Below are 22810 nucleotides of genomic sequence, written 5' to 3'. Positions count from 1 at the left end.
AGATCGGCACCCGTGATCGGTCGGACAACCCGCGCGAACCGCGCACGCAACCTCCACCGTTGCACGTCCACAGGGAACGCTCAATGACGGTAGATTCCCCGCATGTCTCGCGCCGATGCGTCTCCCCCAGCCCCGCCAGCGCCCCTTCCCGCCAGACCCCGCCTGCCCGGCGACGCAGCCTCCGACGGCATCGTCGCCGTGGGCGTCCGCCGCAGCTTCGGGTCGGTGCGCGCGGTCGACTCCATCACCTTCACGGCCCGCCCCGGCCGGGTGACGGCGCTCGTCGGACCGAACGGGGCCGGCAAGACGACCCTCCTCCTCATGCTCGCGGGACTCCTGGTCCCCGACGCCGGGACGCTCCGCGTCGCGGGACACGACCCCGTGACCGAGAGCGCGGGGGCGCGCGCCCGCACGGGCTGGATGCCCGACACCTTCGGGACCTGGGACTCGCTCACCGCACGCGAGGTGCTGACGACGGTCGGCGCCGCGTACTTCCTCGAGGCGGACCAGGCGCGCGAGCGCGCCGACGAGCTGCTCCGCACCGTCCACCTCGAGGACCTCGCGGACGCTCCCGCACGTGTCCTGTCCCGCGGGCAGAAGCAGCGCCTCGGCCTCGCCCGCGCTCTCGTGCACGACCCGCAGGTCCTGCTGCTCGACGAGCCCGCGTCGGGCCTGGACCCGCGGTCCCGCGTGGACCTGCGCGTCCTGCTGCGCCGGCTGGCGTCCGAGGGGCGCACCGTCCTCGTCTCGAGCCACGTGCTGACCGAGCTCGACGAGCTCGCCGACGACGCGGTCTTCGTCTCCCACGGCCGCACGGTGCGCGAGTCGACGCTCGCGTCCGCGACCGGTGAACGTCGGACGTGGCGGCTCCGCGCGCTCGACCCCGTCGTGCTCGGCGCCTGGCTCGAAGACACCGGGGTGACGTTCCGCCGGGCCGCCGACGCCGTGCCCGGCGAGCCCGACCACTCGGCCGCCTCCGACGACGGGTCCGTCCAGGTCGAGCTGGACGACGACGAGTCCGCCGCCGGCCTGGTCCGCGCCGCGGTGCTCGCGGGGGTGCCGCTGGTGTCGGTCGCGCCGGCGAACGGTGCGCTCGAACAGGTCTATCTGTCGCTCGAGGAGGAACGCCGATGAGTCACGTCGTCGAGGTCGTGCCCGAGCCGGGCGAAGCACCCGCCGCCCCGGAGGCGCGCCGCACCCCGCGCCCCACCGGCACCTGGACCCTGCGGGCCCGGGGGCTCCGGACCGTCGTGGAGCTCGAGCTGCGGCAGCGGGTCCGGTCCGCCCGGTGGCGCGTCGCGCTGGGGGCGTGGTTCGTCGTCTGCGGGCTCGTCACGTGGCCGACGTTCCGGGCGTCCGCGCAGCTCGTCGGCCCCGACTACGTCCGGTACGCCGACTACGACTCGGACGAGGCGTTCGGGTCGAACCTGAACCTCACGATGCACGTGCCCCGAGGTCCGCTCATCTTCGGCCTCATCGTCTTCTTCGTCCTGCTGGCCGGATTCCTCGTCGCCCCGACCCTGAGCGCCGGGTCGATCAACGGCGACCGCGAGGCAGGGACGCTCGCGACGCTCCAGGTCACGCTCCTCAGCCCGGCCGAGATCGCGGTCGGCAAGCTGCTCGCGGGCTGGGCGGCCGCCGTCGCGTTCCTCGTGGTCGCGCTGCCGTTCGTCATCGTGTCGCTCGCGGCCGGTGGCGTCCGGGTCGTGTCGCTCGCGGTGACCCTCGTGCTCCTCGTCGTGCTGCTGGGGGTCGTCTGCGCGATCGGCCTCGGTTTCTCGGCGCTCGTCTCCCGCACGACGGCGTCCGCGCTCCTCACGTACCTGACCGTCCTCGCGCTCACAGTGGGCACCGTCATCCTCTTCGGACTGACGTTCCCGCTGATCACGCAGACCGACGAAGTGCCGACGTACGAGAGCTCCGCGGTCGACCCCGGGATCGTCTACCAGACCGACGAGAACGGCGACACCGTCGAGGTCGACCCCACGACCGGGCTCCAGGTCACGGACGACGACGACGCCGCGAGCTCGGACTCGTCCTGCACCTGGACGACCGAGGCCACGTCGCGTTCCCACACCGAGCGGACCTGGTGGCTGCTCGCGGCGAACCCGTTCGTCATCGTCGCGGACGCCGCCCCGGCGGCCCCCGCCGCGGCCCGGTTCGGCGTCCCCGACCCGCTCGGAGAGATCCGCGACGGCGTGCGCGAGGTGCGCGAGGGGCCCGCGGACCGTGAGGACTGGTGCGGCGACGGCGCGGTCGCTGGGACGACCGGGTCCACGGCCCCGGTGTGGCCGTGGGGTCTGGGCGTCAACCTGCTGCTCGGTGCGGGCGCCGTCTGGCTCACGGTCCGGCGCCTGCGCATCCCGCAGGGCACGCTCCCCCGCGGCACCCGGGTGGCGTGAGGCGCGGCGCCTTCCGGCCGCTACGGCTGGAGGGCGTCGTACTCGGCCTCGGCGGCGACGTCGTCGTCCACGTCGAGGCGCAGGTGGGCGAGGAGGAGCTGGAGCATGCGCAGCGCCGACGACGCCCGCTCGCCCCAGCTCGACAGGTAGGAGAACTGCCACCACCACAGCGCCTCGACGTGGTCGCCGGCGTCGTCGTGGGCGATGCCCTGGGTGAGGGCGTCGGCGACGGTCGCGAGGTCGGCGGACAGGGACGCCTGCCCCGTCTCGGGGCCGAGCACCGGGTCGACGACCTCGACGTACCCGTCGAGCCCGTCGAGGACGCGGGCGAGCGCGGTCCGCAACGGGTCGAGGTCGAGGTCGGCGTCGCAGTCGGGCTCGAAGCGCTCGTCCGGCACGACGTCGACCATCGCCCCGAGCCGGGCGCCCGCGGCGAGCAGGTCGGACGTCGCGAGCAGGAGCAGCGGGATCGCGGCGTCGACGGCGCGGCCGGACGCGACCTCGGCGACCGTCGCGACGAACGCGCGAGCGTGTCGGCTCGTCGAGGCCGCGACCTCGGCGAGCTCCTCGGGCGCCATCGTGGGCGTCGCGTCAGGCACCGATCACCCTCCTGCCTTCGAACGCGCGGCCGAGCGTGACCTCGTCCGCGTACTCCAAGTCTCCGCCCACCGGCAGGCCCGACGCGAGGCGAGTGACCCGGACCCCCATGGGCGTGAGGAGCCGGGCCAGGTAGGTCGCGGTCGCCTCGCCCTCGACGTTCGGGTCGGTCGCGAGGATGACCTCGGTGACCGTGCCGTCGGCGAGGCGGGTGAGCAGCTCCTTGATGCGGAGGTCGTCGGGCCCGACGTTCTCGATGGGGTTGATGGCCCCGCCGAGCACGTGGTACCGGCCGCGGAACTCGCGCGTGCGCTCGATCGCGACGACGTCCTTGGGCTCCTCGACGACGCAGATCACCGCGGGGTTGCGGCGCGGGTCGCGGCAGATCTTGCACTGCACGTCCTCGGCGACGTTGCCGCAGATCTCGCAGAAGCGGACCTTCTCCTTGACCTGCGTGAGCGCGTCCGTCAGGCGGCGCACGTCCGTCGGGTCCGAGGCCAGCAGGTGGAACGCGATGCGCTGCGCGCTCTTGGGCCCGACGCCGGGGAGTCGGCCGAGCTCGTCGATCAGGTCCTGGACAGCGCCTTCGTACACCCCGTAAGCCTATGCGCCGCCGCCCACGGACCGGCCGCCTTCCGACAGTTCGCGGCGCGAGATACCTGGTACCGAAGTTACCAAGTATTAACTTCGGTGATGCCCGCACCGTCGCGGGTGACCCACCGATGCAAGGAGGCCTCGGATGCCGGCTCGACCACACCGCCCATCGCACCACCGCACACGCACCTCCCTCGCCACGACGACGGCGCTCGCCGCCGTCCTCGCCGTCCCCGCCCTCGCGGGGCCCGCCGCCGCGAGCGCCGCGCCCTACACGGTCACGACGCTCCACCTCGCCGTGACCGTGGGAGCAGCAGGGACGACGACCTGCGACGTCGTCGCGGACCTCTACGTCCCCACCGACGCCGGCCCCGCGCACCGGGTGCCCGCAGTCCTCATGACCAACGGCTTCGGGGGCTCCAAGGACGACCAGGCCGCCATGGCCGAGTCGTTCGCGGCACACGACTACGTCGCCCTGTCGTACTCCGGGCTCGGCTTCGGCGGTTCGACCTGCCCCATCTCGATGGACGACCCCGACGTCGACGGCCGGGCCGCGAGCGACCTCGTCAGCTACCTCGGCGGCGCGGACGACATCGCGTTCACCGACGCCGGCCACACCCATGCGGCCGCACCCCTCGACGCCGTCACCCTCGACCCGACGGCCCTCGACGGGAAGGAGCATGCCCACGACCCGCGCGTCGGGATGCTCGGCGGCTCGTACGCGGGCGCCGTCCAGCTCGCCGCCGCGGCCGTGGACCCCCGCATCGACGCGCTCGTCCCGATGATCACGTGGAACGACCTCTCGTACGCGCTGTTCCCCAACAGCACGGCACAGACGTCCGGGGTGACGACCTCGACCCCCGGGGCCATGAAGCTCCACTGGACGCTCGGCCTCGGTCTGGCAGGCATGGTCACCGGGACCGGCAAGGACGACACGAGCCTGCTCACGTCGCCCGGCTGCGACCGCTTCATCCAGGTGGTCTGCCCGACGCTCCTGACCGGCGTCGTGCAGGGCTACCCGACCACCACGCAACGGGCCGCGCTCGAGCGGGTCTCGCCCGCGAGCTACCTGGCGAAGGTCAAGGCGCCGACCCTGCTGATCCAGGGCGAGCACGACACGCTGTTCAACCTGAACCAGGCCGCGGCGACGTACGCGACGCTCCACGCGCAGGGCACGCCCGTCCAGATGATCTGGCAGCAGCCCGGCCACTCGGACGCGTCAGTCGTCCCCGGGGACTGGGACTCCAGCGCCCTCGACCCGCAGACGCAGTACCTGACCGGGCGGGTCTTCGACTGGTTCGCCCACTACCTGCGCGGTGACGACGTCTCCACCGGCCCGACATTCGCGTACTTCCGCGACTGGGTGCACTACACCGGGATCTCGACCCCCGCCTACGGGACGTCGGACACGTTCCCGGTCGGCACCGCGAAGCGCTACTACCTCTCGTCGTCGCAGCTCGTCAGCGGCACGGGCGACGTCGTGAAGGGCGCACAGTCGTTCGTCACCGCCGCCGGAGGACTGCCGACGAGCGTCGACCCGCTGGACGTCTTCGGCGACCTCGTCGGCGGTCCCGCGAAGGCGGAGGCAGACCTTCCGGGCACGACGGCGCAGTGGTCGTCGGGCGCGCTCGGCTCCGCCCTCGACGTCGCCGGGTCCCCGAGCCTGCACCTGACGGTGAGCGCCCCGGCGAGCGTCGCGACGCAGGGCCTCGGACCGTCCGGGCAGCTCGTCCTGTTCGCGAAGCTTCTCGACGTCGCGCCCGACGGCACCAGCACGCTCGTCGCGAACCAGGTCGCGCCCGCGCGCGTCCCGGACGTCACGAAGCCCTTCACCGTGACGCTGCCGGCCGTCGTGCACCGGTTCGAGGCCGGGCACCAGCTCCGGCTGGTCGTCGCGGCCGGGTCCGCCAACTACCGGGGCGGCCTCTTCGCGAACCTCGTGACCGTCCGGACGGGCTCGACGTCGCAGTCGCTCACGCTGCCGGTCGTGGGGTGACGACCTCGGGGGCGGCGACGAGCTCGACCTCGAAGCCGTCGCCGTCCTCGAGGTAGCCCGCGTAGTGGTCCGGGCCGCCCGCGTGCGGGTAGCGGTCCGCGAACAAGGGCTGCCACCCGCGCCCGACGGCGTCCCTCATCAAGGTGTCGACGTCGCCCGGCGCCCCCGCCCAGAAGGCCAGGTGGTTGACGCCGGGGCGCACCCGGTCGTGCGGGACCGGCTGCACGTCGGGACCGGACTCGAGCACGAGGTACGTGTCGCCGAGGTCCCAGCGGGAGCCGTCCGCCCACGTCGACGTGCACGCGTAGCCGAGCCGGCCGAGGAGCCAGCCCCACGGTCCGAGCGTGCGCTCGTGGACCGGCACCCACAGCTCGACGTGGTGCAAACCGTGCGGAGCGGGCGGGTTGCCGGGTGCTGCGGTCACTCGCGGTGCTCGACGATCTCGTCGATCACGGTCCCGCCGAGGAGCTGCGCGACGAGCGCCGGCCCCACGAGGTTGAGCGGGGCGGCACCACCCGGGCCGCCGTTCCCCGACCGGGCGGCCCCGCGCCCGCCCTGCGCGCGAGGTCCGGGTGACGCGTCGTCGTCCCACGGCGGCGCGTCGTCGTGGGCCGGTACCGACCGGGACGGCGCGCCGCCTTGCGGGCGCGACGCCGACGAGCCGGCGGCCGCCGCGCGGGCGGCCTCCACGGGCGAGAGGGCACGCGCGGCCGGCGCTGAAGCGGTGGCGTCCGGTCGGGCGCCACCGGCACCGCCCGCGCGCGGTCCCCAGGAGCCGCCGTCGTCGGGGAACGGGGCGTCGTCCGGCGGCTCGGCGACGGGGATGCCGTCGTAGACCGCGGGCTCGTCGGGGGCCGGCGGTGCGGGTGCGGTACGCGGAGCGCCCGACGAGGGTGCCGCGGGGGTGTCAGCGTCCGGCTCGACCGACCGCGCGCCGGAGGAGGCCTGCGCACCCTCCGTGCGAGCGCCGGACTCGGCGGCACCGGCAACGGCCGGCGCCTCCTCGGCGAGAGTCTCCTGCGGGTCGACGGTCTCGGCGCGGGCAGCCTCGGTCGTGCTCACGGTGTCGGGCTTCGCGACGGAGTCGGCCTCGGGCGGGGTGCGCCCGACGGACGCGCCGCTGCGCGGTGAGCCGGCGAGCCAGGCCGCGTCGGCGTCGGCCGCACCGGCAACAGGCTCGGACGCCGGGGGCTCGCCCGGCGCGCCCGCTCGGTCGCCGGGTGCGTCGGCACCGCCGTCGTCGTCGCGCGACGCCTGGCTGTGCTCGGCGCGTGGCCGTGCGACCGGGGCGGGCACGGCGCCCACCACGGCGCTGACCTTGACCGGGAACCCGAGGGTCTCGTAGACGGCCTTCTCGACGGACTCGGCCTTGCCGCTCTGGAACGCGCGCTGGAGGCCGGGCGAGCTGAACGACAGGGTCAGCACGTTTCCCTCGAGCGACGCCACCGAGGCGTCCTGCTTGACGAGCGTCCATGCGCCCTTGTTCATCCGGAACAGGGTCTGCAGCACCTCGTCCCACCGGCGTCGGACGAGCTCGCTCTCGACGTGCGCGACGTTCGACCCGGCGGGCGCCGGCGCGGGTGCGGGTGCGGGCGTGGGCGCCGTCGGAACCGCGGCCGCCTCCCCGGTCGCCCCGGCGTCGGTCGCCGACGCGTCCGGCGCGGCCGCTTCAGGCGCACCGGCAGCACTGCCCACGGCGGGCTCGTCCTGGACGGACCCGTCCTGTGCGGGCTCGTCCTGTGCGGACCCGTCCTGTGCGGGCTCGTCCTGAACGGACTGGTCCTGCACGGACTGGTCCTCGGCAGGGGTGCTCCGCGCGGCGGTCGCGGCCACCGCCGAGGCCGCGGGCACCTCGCTCGGCACTGAACGCGGGACGCCGGCACGAGGCGCGTCGTCCGACGGCTGCTCGACGCGCAGCGCGGGCCGCTCGGCTCCGGACGGCGTGACTGCTGCCGGCGCCGAGCCACCACCGCTGCCGACCCAGCCCCGCTCCAACCGGTCGAGCCGCGCACCGAAGCCGGCTGCGCCGTCGTCGGCCCCGGGGAGCAGGAGCCGGGCACAGAGCAGCTCGAGGTGGAGGCGCGGGGAGGTCGCACCGGTCATCTCGGTCAGCCCGGCGTTCGCGAGGTCGGCGGCGCGCGACAGCTCGCCGAGGCCGAGCGCGGTGGACTGCGACCGCATGCGGTCGAGCTGGTCCGTGGGCAGGTCGCCGAGCGCGGCGACCGCCTCGCCGTCCGCGACGGCGAGCACGATGAGGTCGCGCAGGCGTTCGAGCAGGTCCTCGACGAACCGCCGCGGCTCGTGGCCCGACTCGATCACGCGCTCGACGACGCGGAACATGCTGGCGCCGTCGCGGGCCGCGAGCGCCCCGACGACGTCGTCGAGCAGGGTGGCGTGCGTGTAGCCGAGGAGGGCGACGGCCTGCTCGTAGTCGAGGACCCGCCGCCGCTCGCCCGACTCGCCGGAGCCGGGGGCCTCGTCGGCGCCGGCGATGAGCTGGTCGAGCACGGAGAGCGTGTCGCGGACGGACCCGCCGCCCGCGCGCACGACGAGCGGCAGCACCCCGGACCCGACCTCGACGCCCTCGGCGCTGCAGAGCTCGTCGAGGTACGGGATCAGCACGTCCGGTGGGACGAGGCGGAACGGGTAGTGGTGGGTGCGCGAGCGGATGGTGCCGATGACCTTGTCGGGCTCGGTCGTCGCGAAGATGAACCGGACGTGCTCGGGCGGCTCCTCGACGATCTTCAGGAGCGCGTTGAACCCTGCGGACGAGACCATGTGGGCCTCGTCGATGATGAACACCTTGTACCGGTCACGGCTGGGCGCGAAGGTGGCGCGCTCGCGGAGCTCGCGGGCGTCGTCGACGCCGCCGTGGCTCGCCGCGTCGATCTCGACGACGTCGAGGCTGCCCGAGCCGCCGCGCGCGAGGTCGACGCACGAGGGGCACTCGCCGCAGGGCGTGTCGATCGGGTGCTCGGGCGTGTTCCGGTGGCAGTTGAGCGTCCGGGCGAGGATGCGCGCCGACGTCGTCTTGCCGCAGCCGCGCGGCCCGGAGAACAGGTAGGCGTGGTTCACGCGGCCCGTGCGGAGCGCCTGCATGAGCGGCCCCGTCACGTGCTCCTGACCGATGACCTCGGCGAAGGTCTCGGGGCGGTAGCGGCGGTACAGGGCTGTGCTCACCCCGGCAACTGTAGACGCCGCCCCCGACGCTCCGGGAGTCGTCCACGGGGCGCGATCTCACCCGCGCCCGGCACGCCGTGCGGCGGCCCCCGGGCATAGCGTTCGGCCATGGCGAAGGAGCAGAACAAGAAGAAGGGCAAGCGGCCACCCCGCCTGCCCGACGACGTGTACGAGGCCGAGCTGTTCCGTCTCCAGGCCGAGCTGGTCAAGCTCCAGCAATGGGTCCGCGCGACGGGGGCGCGCGTCGTCGTGGTGTTCGAGGGGCGCGACGCGGCCGGCAAGGGCGGCACCATCAAGCGGATCACGGAGTACCTGAGCCCGCGTGTCGCACGCATCGCCGCGCTGCCGGTGCCGACCGAGCGCGAGAAGTCGCAGTGGTACTACCAGCGCTACGTCGCGCACCTGCCCGCGGCGGGCGAGGTCGTCCTGTTCGACCGGTCCTGGTACAACCGGGCCGGCGTCGAGAAGGTCATGGGCTACTGCACCCCGCAGGAGCACGCGCGCTTCCTGCGCCAGACGCCGATCTTCGAGCAGATGCTGATCGACGACGGCATCCTGCTGCGCAAGTACTGGTTCTCCGTGTCCGACGCCGAGCAGCTCAAGCGCTTCCGCTCCCGCCTCACCGACCCGGTCCGGCGGTGGAAGCTCAGCCCGACCGACCTCGAGTCGATCCACCGCTGGGAGGACTACTCGCGCGCCAAGGACGAGATGTTCGTGCACACGGACCTGCCGGGGAGCCCGTGGTTCGTCGTCGAGTCGGACGTCAAGAAGCACGCGCGGATCAACATGATCAGCCACCTGCTGTCGACCATCCCGTACGAGGACGTGGCCGCCGGCGAGGAGATCGAGCTGCCCGAACGGCCCGCCGCGTCGCGGGGCTACGAGCGTCCGCCGCGCGAGCTCAGCACCTACGTGCCCGACGTCGCGACCTCGCTGATGGGAGACCCCGAGCGCTCGCTGTAGCCGGGGAGAAGTAAGGACCCCCCGCACACCCGCCAGAGCCCGCCTGCCCTTGCTACCTTCCGGTCCTGGGGGAGTTCAGCAGGATGACGCCGCACGAGGGGTCTGCGGTCCAGGGTACCGGACGGCGGCCCCTCCCCCGAACGCCGGGGCGGGCCCGAACCCCGGTTTCGGCGGGGCCCCGTCCGTCCGGTATCCTCGTGAGGCCGCAGTGCGTGCCGGGCCCGCCCGACGACGCAGCGCGGCGAGGAGGATTCGCCTAGTGGCCTATGGCGCACGCTTGGAAAGCGTGTTGGGTTAACAGCCCTCGGGGGTTCGAATCCCCCATCCTCCGCAGAACGGATGTCTCAGACATTCGGAAGGCCCCGGACCGCACAGGCCCGGGGCCTTCGTCGTACCTGCGCCTCAGGGCGACAGCCGCGCCCGACTGACTCCCTTATCGACGTCACGTCCCTTGACGTGGATATCGTAGTCATCTACTCTGACTACATTATCGACGTCACAGGGAGTCAGGCATGGCCTACAGCGGCACGGTGACGAGCCCGGAGTCCCTCGGCCGGATCCTGCAGCAGGCGCGGCTGCTGTCGGGGCTGAGCCAACGGGAGCTCGCGCAGCGACTGGGCACGACGCAGAAGTACGTCTGGGAGCTCGAGGCGGGCAAGCCGTCGATCCTCATGGACCGGCTCTTCGCCGCGATGCGCGAGACCGGCATGGAGCTGACGGCGACCATCACACCGGCTGACGACCGTGGCTGACCTCGTCGTCGAGCTCTACGGCACCCGGGTAGGCATGCTCGTCGGCCCGTGGCGCACCTTCGACTTCCTCCCCGAGCCCGCTGCGGTAGAGCGCTTCGGTCTCGACAGCCCGATCCTGTCGGTCTCGATCCCCTTGGTTGCGGCGCCGGTGCGAGCACGCAAGGAACGCCGGCGGAACTTCTTCCGTGAGCTCCTACCGGAGGGCAGGATGCTCTCACGACTCGCGCAGGAGGCGGCCGTCCCAGAACAGGACGTGATCGGGCTCCTGCGCGCCTACGGTCGCGACGTCGCGGGCGCCGTGCAGATCTAGGACCCGGACGTCCCCGGCGAACCCCGGCACCCCGCACTGGAACCGCTGACGGAGGCGGGCGTCGCCGAGATGCTGCGACACGTCCAGGACAACCCGCTGGGCAACAAGCCGGCCGGAGGCAAGACCTCGCTGGCAGGCGTGCAGGACAAGATCGTCCTCGCCCGTACCGCGGACGGCTGGAACCGGGTGATCGACGGCTGGCCCTCCACACACATCCTCAAGCCCGTGTCTCGTGAGCACCAGACCTCGATCTTCGACGAGGAGTACGGGGCCCGTATTGTCCGGGCAGCGGGACTCACCGACTTCGACACGAGGATCGTCGAGTTCGAGGACGTGCCCGCCGTCGTCGTCGAACGGTACGACCGATCGGCCGATGCTCCCGAGGGCCGGGTCCACCAGGAGGACTTCAGCCAGGTGCTCGGCGCAGCCGGCATCCAGAAATACCAGCGATATGGCGGCCTGGTCAGCCTCGACCGCGTGGCCCGCACGTTCACCGGCCGGGGCGACGGCGAGTCCCTGGAGCGACTCTTCCGACTCGTCGTGGTGTCGGTCGCCGTCGGGAACCTCGACCTGCACACCAAGAACATCTCGCTGCTCCACCCTCTGGACGCCCCGATGTCGCTCGCACCCGCGTACGACGTCGTCCCCCAGGCGCACCAGCCGAACGACGGCGAGCTCGCCCTCGCCGTCGGAGGCGAGTACCGCCACGCTGCCGTGACCCTCGAGCACCTCGCCGCGGAAGGTCGTGCCTGGGGGCTCGCGCGCGCCGCGGAGCTGGCCGACAGGACCCTCGCGGCCGTGCTCGACACAGTGCGGTCGGACCAGCCGCACGAGCGCGCACACCCCGGCCTCGCCGCACAGATCGAGTGGTTCACCACGAACCTGCTCGCGGGCCGCGAGGTGGGCTCGGCGACGCCATCCACAACCTAGAGGTTGAACAACTGATCGGATGTGCTTACGGTGGACGGGTGGACACCGCACCCGACGACCTCGACCTCGTGTTCGCCGCGCTGGCCGACCCCACCCGCCGGGCGATCGTCGAGCGCCTGACGCACGGTGACGCCACCGTCAACGAGCTCGCCGAACCGTTCGCGATCTCTCAACAGGCGGTCTCCAAGCACCTGCGGGTGCTCGAGCGGGCCCGGCTCGTCTCGCGCGGCCGCGTGGCGCAGACCCGGCCCGTCACGCTCGACGGCCACCGCCTCGACGAGGCGACCGGCTGGATCGAACGCAACCGGCGGATCTGGGCCGAACGCCACGACCGCCTCACCGCCCACCTCGAGACCCTCGACCCGGAGGCCGACCGATGACCCCCGACGCGCCCGAGAACGGCGCCACCAAGCTCGGCGAGCTCACGTACACGCGCGTCCACCGCGCGTCGCCCGAGCTCCTGTTCGACTGCATGACCACGCCCGAGCACCTCGCGCACTTCTGGGGTCCCCGTGGCACGACGACGCCGGTCACGAGCATCGTCGTCGACCTGCGGCCCGGCGGGGCGTTCGAGACCACGATGGTCTCCGACACGGACGGCACCGCGTACACGATGCGCGCCGTCTACGTGGAGGTGCGCCGGCCCGACCTGCTGGTCTGGTCCGAGCCCGGCAGCGGCATGACCACGACGATCACCTTCACCGACCTGGGCGACGGGACGACCGAGGTCGTCACGCACCAGACGAACGTCCCCGAGGCATACCGCAGCCCGCAGGCACGTGCCGGCTTCGCGACCAGCCTCGACCGTTGCGACGCCTACGTCGCCTCGCTCGTCGGCGGAGCGTCCGCGGACGCCGACGAGCCTCCGCGCGCCTGACCGCGGACCCCACGACGGGAGGACGCCATGAGCACGACGAGCACCACCACGACCGGCACCACGACCTCGCCCGACGGCACCACGATCGCGTGGACGCGCACCGGGGACGGACCGGGCGTCGTCCTGGTCGACGGGGCGCTCTGCTACCGCGGCGCCGGCCCGTCCGACGGGCTCGCCGCGGCACTGTCCGACCGGTTCACGGTCTGGACGTACGACCGGCGCGGCCGTGGCGCGAGCGGCGACACCCTGCCGTTCGCGGTGGAGCGCGAGATCGAGGACCTGCGCGCCGTCGTCGGGCTCGCGGACGCCGCCTCTCCCGGAGGAGTGGGGTTGGTCGGGCACTCGTCGGGCGCCGTCCTCGCGCTGCGGACGACGGCGGTCGAGCCCGCGGTGACCCGGCTCGCGCTCTACGAGCCGCCGCTGCTCGCGCCCGTCCTCGGCAACCCCTACGTCGCGGGCGCCCGCGCGTACACGGCGAACCTGCGCCAGGCGCTCGACGACGGCCGCCGCGGCGACGCTGTCGCGCTGTTCATGGCGTCCGTCGGCATGCCCGAGCCGATGATCGCGGGCGCCCGGACGAGCCCCGGCTGGCCCACGCTCGAGGCGATCGCTCCCACGCTCGCCTACGACGACGCCGTCCTGGCGGGAGGCGCCGTCCCGCCCGACGCGGCGCGCGTCACGGTCCCGACGCTGGTCGTCTCGGGGAGCGCGAGCCCGGACGTGCTGCAGGACGCCGCGCGGGCCACGGCCGCCGCGGTCCCGGGCGCCGCCCACCGGTCGCTCCCGGACCAGACGCACGACGTCGACCCCGCCGTCCTGGCGCCCGCGCTCACGGAGTTCTTCGCCTCCTGACCAGGCACGACACGCACGTGCCGCCGAGGGTCTTGCCGTCGGGCTGAACGACTGTATAGCCTGTTGAACGTGCGTTCAGCCCCGTCCGACGACGACCTCACCGCCCGCGCCCGGATCCGCGACGCCGCGATCACGCGGTTCGCGACCGACGGGTTCGGCGTCGGCCTGCGCTCCATCGCCGCCGACGCGGACGTGAGCCCCGGGCTCGTGATCCACCACTTCCGCTCGAAGGACGGCCTGCGCCGCGCGTGCGACGAGCACGTCCTCGCGCAGATCCACGACGCGCGGGCCGAGGCGCTCGTCGCCGCCGACCCGGCCGTCTCGATCCTCCGGCTCGCGGGCGACACCCACTACGCGTGGCTCGCCACCTACCTGCTGCGTTCGTTGCAGGCGGGCGGCGACCTCGCGCGCCGCTTCGTCGCGGACCTCGTCGACGAGACCCGCACCAACCTCGACGACGGCGTCGCAGCCGGCAGCATCCGGCCCTCGCGCGACCCCGACGGCCGCGCCGAGATGCTCACCGGCATGAGCCTCGGGTACCTGCTGCTCGCCTACTCGCTCGAGCCGGAGCCCCCGACCGACCTCGCCGCCTGGGTCCTCGGGATGCAAGCGCGCGGCACGCTCGCCGGGCTCGAGGTCTTCACGGAGGGGCTGTTCACCGACCGTCGCTTCCTCGACGGCTACCTCGCCCAGCAGCCCACCACCACCCCCACTCCCCCGCACCAGGAGGACCGATGACCGCGTCCACCCCACCCGTCGAGGTGCACGACCTGCGCAAGAGGTTCGGGACCGTCCAGGCGCTCGACGGACTCGACCTCGTCGTCGAGCCCGGACAGGTCGCCGGGTTCCTCGGACCCAACGGCGCCGGCAAGTCCACGACGATCCGCGTCCTCCTGGGTCTCCTCCACGCCGACGCGGGCACCGCCCGGCTGTTCGGCAAGGACCCGTGGACGGACGGCGTCGGGCTGCACGAGCGCCTCGCCTACGTGCCGGGAGACGTGACGCTGTGGCCGCAGCTCACGGGCGGCGATACCATCGACCTCTTGTTGCGCCTGCGCGGGCTGCAGGTCGACGAGTCTCGCAAGGCCCAGATGCTGCACCGGTTCGAGCTCGACCCGACCAAGCGCACCCGCACCTACTCGAAGGGCAACCGGCAGAAGGTGGCGCTCGTCGCGGCGTTCTGCGCGGACGTCGAGCTGCTCGTGCTCGACGAGCCGACGTCGGGCCTCGACCCGCTCATGCAGGCCGTGTTCCAGGACTCGGTCCGCGAGGCGACGCAGGCCGGGACGAGCGTCCTGCTGTCGAGCCACGTGCTCGCCGAGGTCGAGGCGCTCTGCGACACCGTGACGATCATCCGGGCGGGCCGCACCATGCAGACCGGCACGCTCGGGGAGCTCCGTCACCTCACCCGGTCCGCGGTCACGGCCCGTGTCGAGGACCCCGACGCGGCCCGCGCCGCGCTCGAGAAGCTCGACGGCGTCCACGACGTCGCGGTGCAGCCCGAGGACGGCACCCTCACCTTCCACCTCGACGACGCGGCCACCCCCGCCGCGACGCGCGTCCTCGCGGACCTCGGCGCGCACGGGCTCACGGTGTCGCCGCCTTCGCTCGAGGAGCTGTTCCTGCGGCAGTACGGCGACGAGCTCGAGCTGCTCGAGGACGACGGCGCGGCGGTGCGGCGATGACGACGACCGCCGCCCCCGCCCCCGCCACGCGGAAGGCCCGCGCGAGCGTCTGGCCGGGGCGCCCCCTGGCCGGCACAGGGATGCTGCTGCGGCTCGCGCTGCGCCGAGAGCGCATCACGCTGCCGGTGACGGTCGTCGTGCTCGTCGCCACGTTCTTCGTGACCATCTCCTCGGTGAGCACCGCGTACGGGACGCAGGCCGACCGCGACGACGCCGCGGCGACGCTCGGGACCAACGCCGCGTTCCGCGTCCTGCTCGGCCCGCTGCGCCACACCCAGTCGGTCGCGAGCATGAGCCAGTGGCGCATCGGCCTCTTCATGCTCGTCGTCGTGGGCATCCTGGCGGCGATGACCGTGGTGCGGCACACCCGCAAGGAGGAGGAGGCCGAGCGGCTCGAGCTCGTGCGGGCGGCTCCCGTCGGCGCGCTCGCCCCCCTCGCCGCCGGCGCGGTCGTCGCGACGATCCTCAGCATCGTCACGGCCGCCGGGATGGCGGGCGCGCTCGCCTCCGTCGCGGAGGCTCCCGGCGACGGCGCGGGCGTGCTCGCCGTCGGGGTGCAGTACCTCGCGACGGGCCTCGCCGGTGCGGGCCTGGGCGCGGTCGGCGCGCAGGTGGCCACGCTCTCGCGCACGGCCAACACGATCGCAGTGCTCGTCCTCGTCGCGGGGTACGCGCTGCGCGGCGTCGGGGACGTCCGGGACGGGCTCGGGTGGTTGCGCTGGCTCTCACCCGTCGGATGGGCCGAGGAGATGGACCCGTTCGGCGCGAACTCGTACGCTCCCGCGCTCCTGAGCCTCGCGCTCGCCGTGGCCTGCCTCGGCGTGGCCGCGCGGCTCGCCGTCGGGCGCGACGTCGGCGCCGGCATCGTCCAGCCGCGCCCCGGCCCCGCGGACGCACCCCACCTCGACTCGCCCCTCGCCCTGACCCGCCGGCTGCAGGGCGTGTCGCTCGCGTCGTGGGCCTACGCCGCGGGCGCGTACTGCTTCCTGCTCGGACTGATCCTCAGCTCCGCCGACGACCTGGTCGGCGGCAACGCGGACGCCGCGAAGCTCATCGAGCAGCTCGGCGGCACCGGCCGGCTGCAGGACGTCATGACAGCCCTCGTCCTCGGCTGGGTCGGCATCGCGGCGGCGGCCTGGACCGTCACGTACGCGACGCAGCTCCGCGCCGAGGAGGCGTCGGGGCGCACCGAGGTCCAGCTCGCCACCGGGGTCACCCGCGCCCGGTACCTCGGGGTGGCCGTGCTCGTCTCGGTGGTGGGCGCCGTCGTGATCCTGACCGCCGCGGGCGTCCTCATGGGACTCGGCCACGCACTCACCGGCGGGGCCTGGGGCACCGCGTTCGCCGACGCCGTCGGCGGCGCTGCCGCCCAGGTGCCGGCCGCGCTCGTCGTGGGCGGGATCGTGGTCGCGTGCTACGCGTGGTGGCCCCGCTTCGTCGCGGTCGGCTGGGGCGTGATCACGGCGATCCTGCTGCTCGAGCTGCTCGGGGACGCGCTCGACCTGCCGCAGTGGGTGGTCGACCTCTCCCCCTTCACGCACACGCCGCGCGTCCCGCTCGAGCACGCGGAGCCCCTGCCTCTCGTGGTCCTCACCCTCGTCGCGGCGGCGTTCTACGCGCTCGCCTACGCACGGTTCGTGGGCGCGCTCGGCCTCCGACGGCGCGACGTCCCCGCCGTCTGACGGCAGCGGTCGTGGGCCCCGCCGTGCAGCACGCTCACCGCATCTTCACGGGCGACCCGCAGGTCGTTTCGTAGACTTCCGCCCATGATCTTCAAAGCCGTGGGAGACGGTCGACCCTACCCGGACCACGGCAAGGTCACGCCCAAGGACTGGGCGGACGTGCCACCGCGCATGGTCCGGCTCGACGAGCTCGTCACCACCAAGCGCACGCTCAACCTCGACAACCTCCTGTCGGAGGACTCGACGTTCTACGGCGACCTGTTCGCGCACGTCGTCGAGTACAAGGGCGTCCTCTACCTCGAGGACGGCCTGCACCGCGCGGTCCGCGCCGCCCTCCAGCAGCGGCCGGCGCTGCACGCCCGGGTTCTGGTTCTCACGTAACGATTCGTGCACCGACGCCGCGCCTGACGGGCCCCCACCGTCCCGACCTCGTAGGCTCTTCGCGTGGCGAACCAGCACCAACCCCCGACCCCGCGCGAGCTGCGGCGCCGCCACATGCACGAGCGCCAGGCCGTCGTCTTCGGCGTGCTCATCGCGGCCCTCGCACTCGTCGGCGTCGGCGCGGCGGGGATCATCACCGGCGCGATCAGCTCCCCGATCAGCAAGCCCATCTCCACCCCGAGCGTCACCGACGACGCCATGACGACCGCGACCCCGTGCCTCGCGAAGGGCACCAAGCCCGTCCAGTACGCGAAGGTCACCGTCAACGTCTACAACGCGTCCGGTCAGCCGGGGCTCGCGCGCAGCACGTCCGACGCGATGGTGGAGCGCGGGTTCACCGTGAAGAAGGTGGGCAACAGCACGGTCGACGTCGCGGCGCCACGCATCGTCTTCGGCCCGAAGGGCCTCGCGCAGGCGTACACGGTCGCCGCGCAGTTCAAGGACGCCAAGCTCGCGCTCGACACCCGTAAGGACAGGTCGGTCGACGTCGTGCTGGGGTCCGAGGCGCACGTGCTGCTCGCGACCAAGGACGTGCACCTCAACGCGAAGAAGGCGATGGCCTCCGCGCCGGACTGCGTCGCGCTCGCCAAGGTCAAGCCGCTGCTGCCCGCGCCGAAGGCGACGAAGACGTCGTCGGGCAAGTGACCCGTTCGGGCGGGCCGGTTCCGACCGGTAGGTTCACCGGGTGACCACGCCCGTCCAGCCCCTCCCGATCCGTCCCGCGCGCGCTGACGACGACACCGAGGTCGACCGGATCTACGACGTCTGCCTGCGCACCGGAGCGTCCGGCGCGGACGCCACCGACCAGTTCGCGGACCCGCGCCTCCTCGGCGAGGTCTACGCCGGCCCGTACCTGCGCTTCGCACCCGACCTCGCGTTCGTGCTCGACGGCGGCCCGGGCGGGGTCGTCGGGTACGTCCTGGGCGCGGCGGACACCGCGGCGTTCGAGGAGGAGCTCGAGCGGTCCTGGTGGCCGGGTCTGCGCCGTCGGTACCCGCGCGGCACGTTCCCCGAGGGCAGCCCGGACGCGGGCGTCGTCGGGCTGATCCACGAGCCGCCGCGCGCCCCGGCCGAGCTGCTCGCCGACTACCCCGCGCACCTGCACGTCGACCTCCTCCCGGAAGCCCAGGGAGGCGGCAACGGGCGGCGCCTCATCGAGACCCTGCTCGACGCGCTGCGCTCGCGCGGGGTGGCCGGCGTGCACCTCGGCGTCGCCGCCGACAACGTCAACGCGCAGGGCTTCTACGAGCACGTCGGGTTCCGCCGCGTCGCGCAGGCGCCGGGCCTCGTCTACGGGCTCCGCCTCTCCTGACACCCGGAACGTGTCAGGCGATCGCCGGACCCTGGTCCGCCGAGCGCCTGACAACGCTTCTTGCCGCCAGCGCTGTCAGGCGCTCGCCGGTCTCGAGAGCGGCGAGCGCCTGACAACTCGGTCCCTCAGCTCGCGTAGACCCCCAGCTCCGAGAGCTGCGCGGCCGGCCAGCCTGTGTTGCCGGTGAACGTGAGGCGCACGTACCGCGCGTCGGACGCCGGGAACGTGACCGTCACCGTGTTGCCCGACGCCGGGTCGAACCGGTACCCGGCCGACGCCTCGAGCGTCTGGAACGTGCTGCCGTCGGTGCTACCCAGCACCGAGAGCGTCTGTGTGCGAGCCGCCCACGCCGTGGCCGGCGGAAGCTGCAGCACGAGCCGCGACACGCTCTTGGACGCGCCGAGATCGACCGTGATCGACTGCGGGAACGCCCCGTCGGGGCTCTCCCAGTAGGAGTTCGCGTCGCCGTCGACGGCGTTGGACGCCACGTAGACGTCCGCGTGCCCTGCAGCGACCGTCTTCCCGAGCGCGAGGTCCGTCCCCGTGGGATCGGTCGGCGGAGCGGTGGGGTCGTCGGTCGGGTCGTCGGTCGGCGGCGCGGTCGGCGTCACGCCGTCGTCCGCCGTCCCGTAGACCTCGAACCGCGAGAGCTGCGCCGCCGGCCAGCCGGTGTTGGCCGTGACGGTCACGCGCACGTAGCGCGCCGTCCCGGACACCGGGATCGTGACCGTGTCGGACGCGGACGCCGGGTCGAACGCGTAGCTCTTCGACGCGGCCAGGGTGCTCCACGACGAGCCGTCGGACGAGCCCTCGAGCTTGAGCGTCTGGCTCCGCTTCTCCCACGACGCTGGGAGCCCGAGCACGACCTTCGTGAGCGCGACGGGCGCGCACAGGTCGACGCGGAGCGACTGCGGGAACGCGTTGTTGGCGCTCTCCCAATAGGTGGCGGCGTCGCCGTCGACGGCGTTGGACCCCGAGTACGTCTGGACGTGGCTCGACTCGACGACCGTCTTGCCGCGCGCGACGTCACCCGTGCCCACGCAGGCCGTCGGGTCGGTCGGGGTGGTCGGCGGGTCGGTGGGGTCCGTCGGCGTGGTCGGCGGGTCCGTCGGGTCGGTCGTGCCGCCGCCGGTGTACACGTAGTTCGGCGCGGGCCACGGGCCGCAGTAGGGCGAGTCGGTGTACCACCCGGTGTTGCCGCTGCCGACCAGCGTGATGCCGGTGTTCACGGCGCCCTGGCAGGAGTAGATCGCGTTCGAGTATCCGATGTGCCGGGCCGTGACGCCCTCGAACGTCGCCGCGAACGTCGCCTGCGCCTGGATCGCGAAGGTGCCGGTCCCGTCGATGTCGACGTTCGTGAAGTGGACGGTCTTGGTGCCGCCCTCGATGAACTGGATCGCCTCGTACGAGCTGTCGATGATGTCCGTGTTCGACACGTCGATCGTGGCGTTCACGGCCTCGTTGAGCCCGTCGAACCACATCGCCCCGACGCCGAACTGCCAGTTGTAGTCGGAGTTCCCGGCCCGGATGAGCGTGTTCGAGTCGGCCGTGATCGTCCCGCCGATGGCAGCGGCGCCCTGGACGCCCGGGTACCGGTTGGCGATGTGGATACCGCCGCCGTTGGTGACGGTGTCGGAGACGACGTTGTGCGACACGGTGATGTCGGTCCCGCCGTAGATCGCGATGTTGTTGGCGAGCACCGGCGCGACGATCGTGTTGTACGTGAAGGTGTTGTCGTGCTCGGGCTGCTCGGCCCACTCGGCGATGCCGTCGTCACCGGTGTTCCGGATGAAGTTGTTCGTCGCGGTCGAGTTCGTGACGCCGAGGTGGAAGTTGATGCCGTCGGCCGTCTGGTCGAGGATCCGGCTGTTCTCGATGGTGAGGTGGTCCATCGGACCGTCCATCCAGGCGCCGACCTTGGTGTGCTGGATCCAGACCGAGTCGATCGTCGAGTCGCTCATCGCGCCGCCGAAGCCGTTGACCTGGTCCGAGTCGTTGCGCTCCTTGACCTCCCCGAAGATCGCGAGGTTCGACACGGTCACGTCGTGGCTGCCCCCGGCGGACGCGTCCTTGCCGTAGAGGCCGACCCGGTTGCCCGTGAGGACGCTGTACCACTGCCCGGCGCCCGTGAGCGTGACCTTGTCGAGGATGACGTGATCCGTCACCTTGAACCTGCCCTCCGGGACGTACACCGTCTTGCCCTGCGCGGCGCCCGCGTTCACGGCGGCCTGGATCGCCTGCGTGGCGTCGGTGGCGCCCGTCGGGTCGGCGCCGAAGTCGGTGACCACGTTGAGCGAGCCCGCGGGCTGGGCGATCGGCGCCGCGACCTGCTCGAAGTCACCGAGGTCGATCGTGAAGCTGGGTGATGCGGCCGTCGACGACACCTGGAGACGGACCTTCGTCCCCACCGGCAGGGTCGAGGAGAACATCGTCCGGACCTCGTCGTAGAAGTGGTGCGGGTTGTCGCCGACGGAGTTGCTGAACGGGTACCCGCCGTAGAACCAGCCGTACCGCGACGTCACGGGCAGGTCCTGGACCTTGGTGCCGTTCACCTCGAGGTCGAGCGTCGCGTCGCGCCCGGTGCCGGACGCGTTGTCGGGGATCGAGTAGCGGAAGTCCGCGGCGTTGGCAGGCTTGGTGAGCGTGAACTCGACGTACTCCCCGACGGCGTCGAGCGTGACCGCCTCGCGGCCGGACGCCTCGGAGGGCAGGTGCCCGTAGGTGCGGTCCGGGCCGATCACGGTTCCGTTGGTGGCGGCGTCCTCGGCCTCCTGCTCGACGAACGGGACGGTCGCCCCTCGTCCGGGGATGCCGACCGGCGACGGCGACCCCGCCGTCTGGTCCGCGGTCGCGGCGTTCGCGGTGAGGGCGGGGACGGCGGCGACGCCGGCCCCCACGAGCCCCACGACGGCCACGCCGACCCCGACGCCGCACAGGCGCCGGAGTCGGCGGACGCCGCCGGGCGACCCGGGGTCGTGCAGGGGTGTTGCGCTACGTGCTCTGTTCACGGGTCGGACTCCTCTGTCCGTCGTGCCCGCGTCGTCGTCGGCGCAGGGCGGTGGGTGACAGGAACCGGGCACGCCACAGGGCACGCCCGGGTTGCAACCCACCGACCGTACGGTTTTCGACAGAAGCACGCAAGATCATGACAAGCGCAAGAAATACGCAAGCACGACCGGCGCGACGTACGAAGAGTGCTGCGCAGGATCAGGACAAGCGGGGCACCACCTCGCGCGCGACCAGGTCGAGGTGGTCGAGGTCCTGCAGGTCGAGGGTCTGCAGGTACAGCCGGCTCGCGCCCGCGGCCCGCACCCGCTCGATCACCTCGACCGCCTCGTCGACCGTCCCCGCGATGCCGTGCTCGCGCAGCTCGTCGGGCTCGCGCCCGATCGCTGCGGCCCGACGGCGGAACTCGGCCTCGTCAGCGCCCACGCACAGGACGAGCGCCGCCGAGTACCGCAGCTCGTCGGCGTCGCGTCCGACCGCCTCGCACGCCTCGCGCACGCGCCCGAACAGCGTCGGGATGTCGTCGAGCTCCGGGAACGACGCGTTGTATTCCGACGCGAACCGGGCCGCGAGCGCCGGGGTCCGCTTGGGCCCGCTGCCCCCGACGATCACGGGGATGCGCGGCTGCACGGGCTTGGGCAGGGCCGGCGAGTCGACGACGTGGTAGAGGTCGCCGTCGAACGAGTAGGAGTCCCCGAGCGGCGTCGACCACAGTCCCGTGACGATCTCGAGCTGCTCGGTGAGGTGGTCCATGCGGTTCTTGGGGTACGGGATGCCGTACGCGGCGTGCTCGCGCTCGAACCAGCCCGCGCCGAGCCCCAGCTCGACGCGTCCGCCGGACATCTGGTCGACCTGGGCGACCTGGATCGCGAGGACCCCGGGATAGCGGAACGTCACGGGCGAGACGAGCGTGCCGAGCCGGATGCGCTCGGTGTCACGCGCGAGGCCGGCGAGCGTCGTCCAGGCGTCGGTCGGGCCGGGGAGACCGTCGGTGCCCATCGCGAGGTAGTGGTCGGAGCGGAAGAACGCGTCGAACCCGAGCCGCTCGGTCGCCTGCGCGACGGCGAGCAGGTCGTCGTAGGTGGCGCCCTGCTGGGGCTCGGTGAACACGCGGAGCTGAAAGGGGTGATCCGTCATACGTCCTACTCTGCCGCAGGGTCACCCACGCTCGCCCGGCCGCCGACGACGTCCCCGCGCGTCCCGCTCCCGGCGCGCCGTCGTCGGCCCGCGC

Annotated in this window: 22 protein-coding genes, 1 tRNA gene and 1 other RNA gene; 17 read left to right on the top strand and 7 right to left on the bottom strand. The window is 73.0% G+C overall.

Translation table 11 applies throughout. The features are described from left to right. Positions 1-102 precede the first annotated feature (102 nt). Both KDY119_RS02090 and KDY119_RS02085 read left to right on the top strand, forming a co-directional pair. On the top strand, positions 103-1134 hold the full coding sequence (locus KDY119_RS02090; RefSeq protein ID WP_083891215.1) for an ABC transporter ATP-binding protein: 1032 nt from the start codon (positions 103-105) through the stop codon (positions 1132-1134). After that, entirely contained in the window at positions 1131-2402 is a 1272-nt protein-coding gene (locus KDY119_RS02085) for an ABC transporter permease (protein WP_051136937.1), read from the top strand. The genes KDY119_RS02090 and KDY119_RS02085 overlap by 4 nt, the downstream gene beginning before the upstream one ends. A gap of 20 nt (positions 2403-2422) precedes the next feature. Here the strand turns inward: KDY119_RS02085 and KDY119_RS02080 are convergent, their stop codons facing one another. After that, complete coding sequence (locus tag KDY119_RS02080) at positions 2423-2980, bottom strand: DUF5063 domain-containing protein (protein WP_036954993.1); 558 nt, start codon at positions 2978-2980, stop codon at positions 2423-2425. Between the two features lie 13 nt (positions 2981-2993). Continuing rightward, positions 2994-3593 carry a recombination mediator RecR gene (recR, locus tag KDY119_RS02075; protein ID WP_036954621.1) on the bottom strand — a complete coding sequence of 200 codons (600 nt, stop codon included), beginning with the start codon at positions 3591-3593 and terminating at the stop codon, positions 2994-2996. A gap of 145 nt (positions 3594-3738) precedes the next feature. Here recR and KDY119_RS02070 point away from each other — a divergent pair, with 145 nt between their 5' ends. Then, positions 3739-5589, top strand: a complete 1851-nt coding sequence (locus KDY119_RS02070; RefSeq protein WP_153021858.1) for a S15 peptidase family protein — start codon at positions 3739-3741, stop codon at positions 5587-5589. Here the strand turns inward: KDY119_RS02070 and KDY119_RS02065 are convergent. Further along, the gene (locus tag KDY119_RS02065; protein ID WP_051136935.1) at positions 5567-6013 is read right to left on the bottom strand and encodes a VOC family protein; all 447 of its coding nucleotides are present in this window, start codon (positions 6011-6013) and stop codon (positions 5567-5569) included. The two genes, KDY119_RS02070 and KDY119_RS02065, sit on opposite strands and share 23 nt — an antisense overlap. Further along, positions 6010-8769: a DNA polymerase III subunit gamma and tau gene (locus KDY119_RS02060; RefSeq protein WP_153021857.1), complete on the bottom strand. Its 2760-nt coding sequence runs from the start codon at positions 8767-8769 to the stop codon at positions 6010-6012. Before KDY119_RS02060 ends, KDY119_RS02065 begins: the two co-directional genes overlap by 4 nt. Before the next feature lie 108 nt (positions 8770-8877). Between KDY119_RS02060 and ppk2 the strand changes: the two genes are divergently transcribed. Continuing rightward, entirely contained in the window at positions 8878-9732 is an 855-nt protein-coding gene (gene ppk2 / locus KDY119_RS02055) for a polyphosphate kinase 2 (RefSeq protein ID WP_036954609.1), read from the top strand. A gap of 9 nt (positions 9733-9741) precedes the next feature. Here ppk2 and ffs read toward each other — a convergent pair. Further along, an RNA gene (ffs, locus tag KDY119_RS02050) (signal recognition particle sRNA small type) lies at positions 9742-9838 on the bottom strand. Between the two features lie 139 nt (positions 9839-9977). Here ffs and KDY119_RS02045 point away from each other — a divergent pair. The 13 genes from KDY119_RS02045 to KDY119_RS01990 all read left to right on the top strand — a co-directional run bounded on the left by KDY119_RS02045 (position 9978) and on the right by KDY119_RS01990 (position 18573). Beyond that, positions 9978-10063, top strand: a tRNA-Ser gene (locus KDY119_RS02045). Positions 10064-10244: 181 nt separating this feature from the next. Then, positions 10245-10484: a helix-turn-helix domain-containing protein gene (locus KDY119_RS02040; protein WP_036954607.1), complete on the top strand. Its 240-nt coding sequence runs from the start codon at positions 10245-10247 to the stop codon at positions 10482-10484. Further along, complete coding sequence (locus KDY119_RS19030; protein ID WP_227994474.1) at positions 10477-10794, top strand: HipA N-terminal domain-containing protein; 318 nt, start codon at positions 10477-10479, stop codon at positions 10792-10794. Before KDY119_RS02040 ends, KDY119_RS19030 begins: the two co-directional genes overlap by 8 nt. Positions 10795-10863: 69 nt before the next feature. Further along, positions 10864-11724, top strand: coding sequence for a type II toxin-antitoxin system HipA family toxin (locus KDY119_RS02035; RefSeq protein WP_227994473.1), 861 nt, complete (start codon positions 10864-10866; stop codon positions 11722-11724). A 38-nt stretch (positions 11725-11762) separates the two neighbouring features. Further along, positions 11763-12104, top strand: coding sequence for an ArsR/SmtB family transcription factor (locus KDY119_RS02030; protein ID WP_036954604.1), 342 nt, complete (start codon positions 11763-11765; stop codon positions 12102-12104). Further along, on the top strand, positions 12101-12601 hold the full coding sequence (locus KDY119_RS02025) for an SRPBCC family protein (protein WP_051136933.1): 501 nt from the start codon (positions 12101-12103) through the stop codon (positions 12599-12601). The genes KDY119_RS02030 and KDY119_RS02025 overlap by 4 nt, the downstream gene beginning before the upstream one ends. Positions 12602-12628: 27 nt before the next feature. Next, entirely contained in the window at positions 12629-13453 is an 825-nt protein-coding gene (locus tag KDY119_RS02020; protein WP_036954601.1) for an alpha/beta fold hydrolase, read from the top strand. A 69-nt stretch (positions 13454-13522) separates the two neighbouring features. Next, the gene (locus KDY119_RS02015; RefSeq protein WP_227994472.1) at positions 13523-14191 is read left to right on the top strand and encodes a TetR/AcrR family transcriptional regulator; all 669 of its coding nucleotides are present in this window, start codon (positions 13523-13525) and stop codon (positions 14189-14191) included. Next, on the top strand, positions 14188-15138 hold the full coding sequence (locus tag KDY119_RS02010) for an ABC transporter ATP-binding protein (protein WP_036954596.1): 951 nt from the start codon (positions 14188-14190) through the stop codon (positions 15136-15138). Before KDY119_RS02015 ends, KDY119_RS02010 begins: the two co-directional genes overlap by 4 nt. Beyond that, entirely contained in the window at positions 15135-16820 is a 1686-nt protein-coding gene (locus KDY119_RS02005; RefSeq protein ID WP_051136932.1) for an ABC transporter permease, read from the top strand. Before KDY119_RS02010 ends, KDY119_RS02005 begins: the two co-directional genes overlap by 4 nt. Positions 16821-16904: 84 nt before the next feature. Beyond that, positions 16905-17201: a type II toxin-antitoxin system VapB family antitoxin gene (locus tag KDY119_RS02000; RefSeq protein ID WP_036954593.1), complete on the top strand. Its 297-nt coding sequence runs from the start codon at positions 16905-16907 to the stop codon at positions 17199-17201. 63 nt (positions 17202-17264) lie between these two features. Beyond that, positions 17265-17906: a LytR C-terminal domain-containing protein gene (locus KDY119_RS01995; RefSeq protein WP_227994471.1), complete on the top strand. Its 642-nt coding sequence runs from the start codon at positions 17265-17267 to the stop codon at positions 17904-17906. A gap of 40 nt (positions 17907-17946) precedes the next feature. Further along, complete coding sequence (locus tag KDY119_RS01990) at positions 17947-18573, top strand: GNAT family N-acetyltransferase (RefSeq protein WP_036954588.1); 627 nt, start codon at positions 17947-17949, stop codon at positions 18571-18573. Between the two features lie 125 nt (positions 18574-18698). Here KDY119_RS01990 and KDY119_RS01985 read toward each other — a convergent pair whose 3' ends face one another. Both KDY119_RS01985 and KDY119_RS01980 read right to left on the bottom strand, forming a co-directional pair. Then, positions 18699-21581, bottom strand: coding sequence for a discoidin domain-containing protein (locus KDY119_RS01985; RefSeq protein WP_227994470.1), 2883 nt, complete (start codon positions 21579-21581; stop codon positions 18699-18701). 199 nt (positions 21582-21780) lie between these two features. Continuing rightward, the gene (locus KDY119_RS01980; protein WP_036954585.1) at positions 21781-22716 is read right to left on the bottom strand and encodes an LLM class F420-dependent oxidoreductase; all 936 of its coding nucleotides are present in this window, start codon (positions 22714-22716) and stop codon (positions 21781-21783) included. Positions 22717-22810 lie beyond the last annotated feature (94 nt).

The sequence above is a fragment of the Luteimicrobium xylanilyticum genome, from assembly GCF_009429125.1.
GTDB classification, from domain to species: domain Bacteria; phylum Actinomycetota; class Actinomycetes; order Actinomycetales; family Cellulomonadaceae; genus Luteimicrobium; species Luteimicrobium xylanilyticum.
This window is presented reverse-complemented; position numbering and strand designations above follow the sequence as displayed.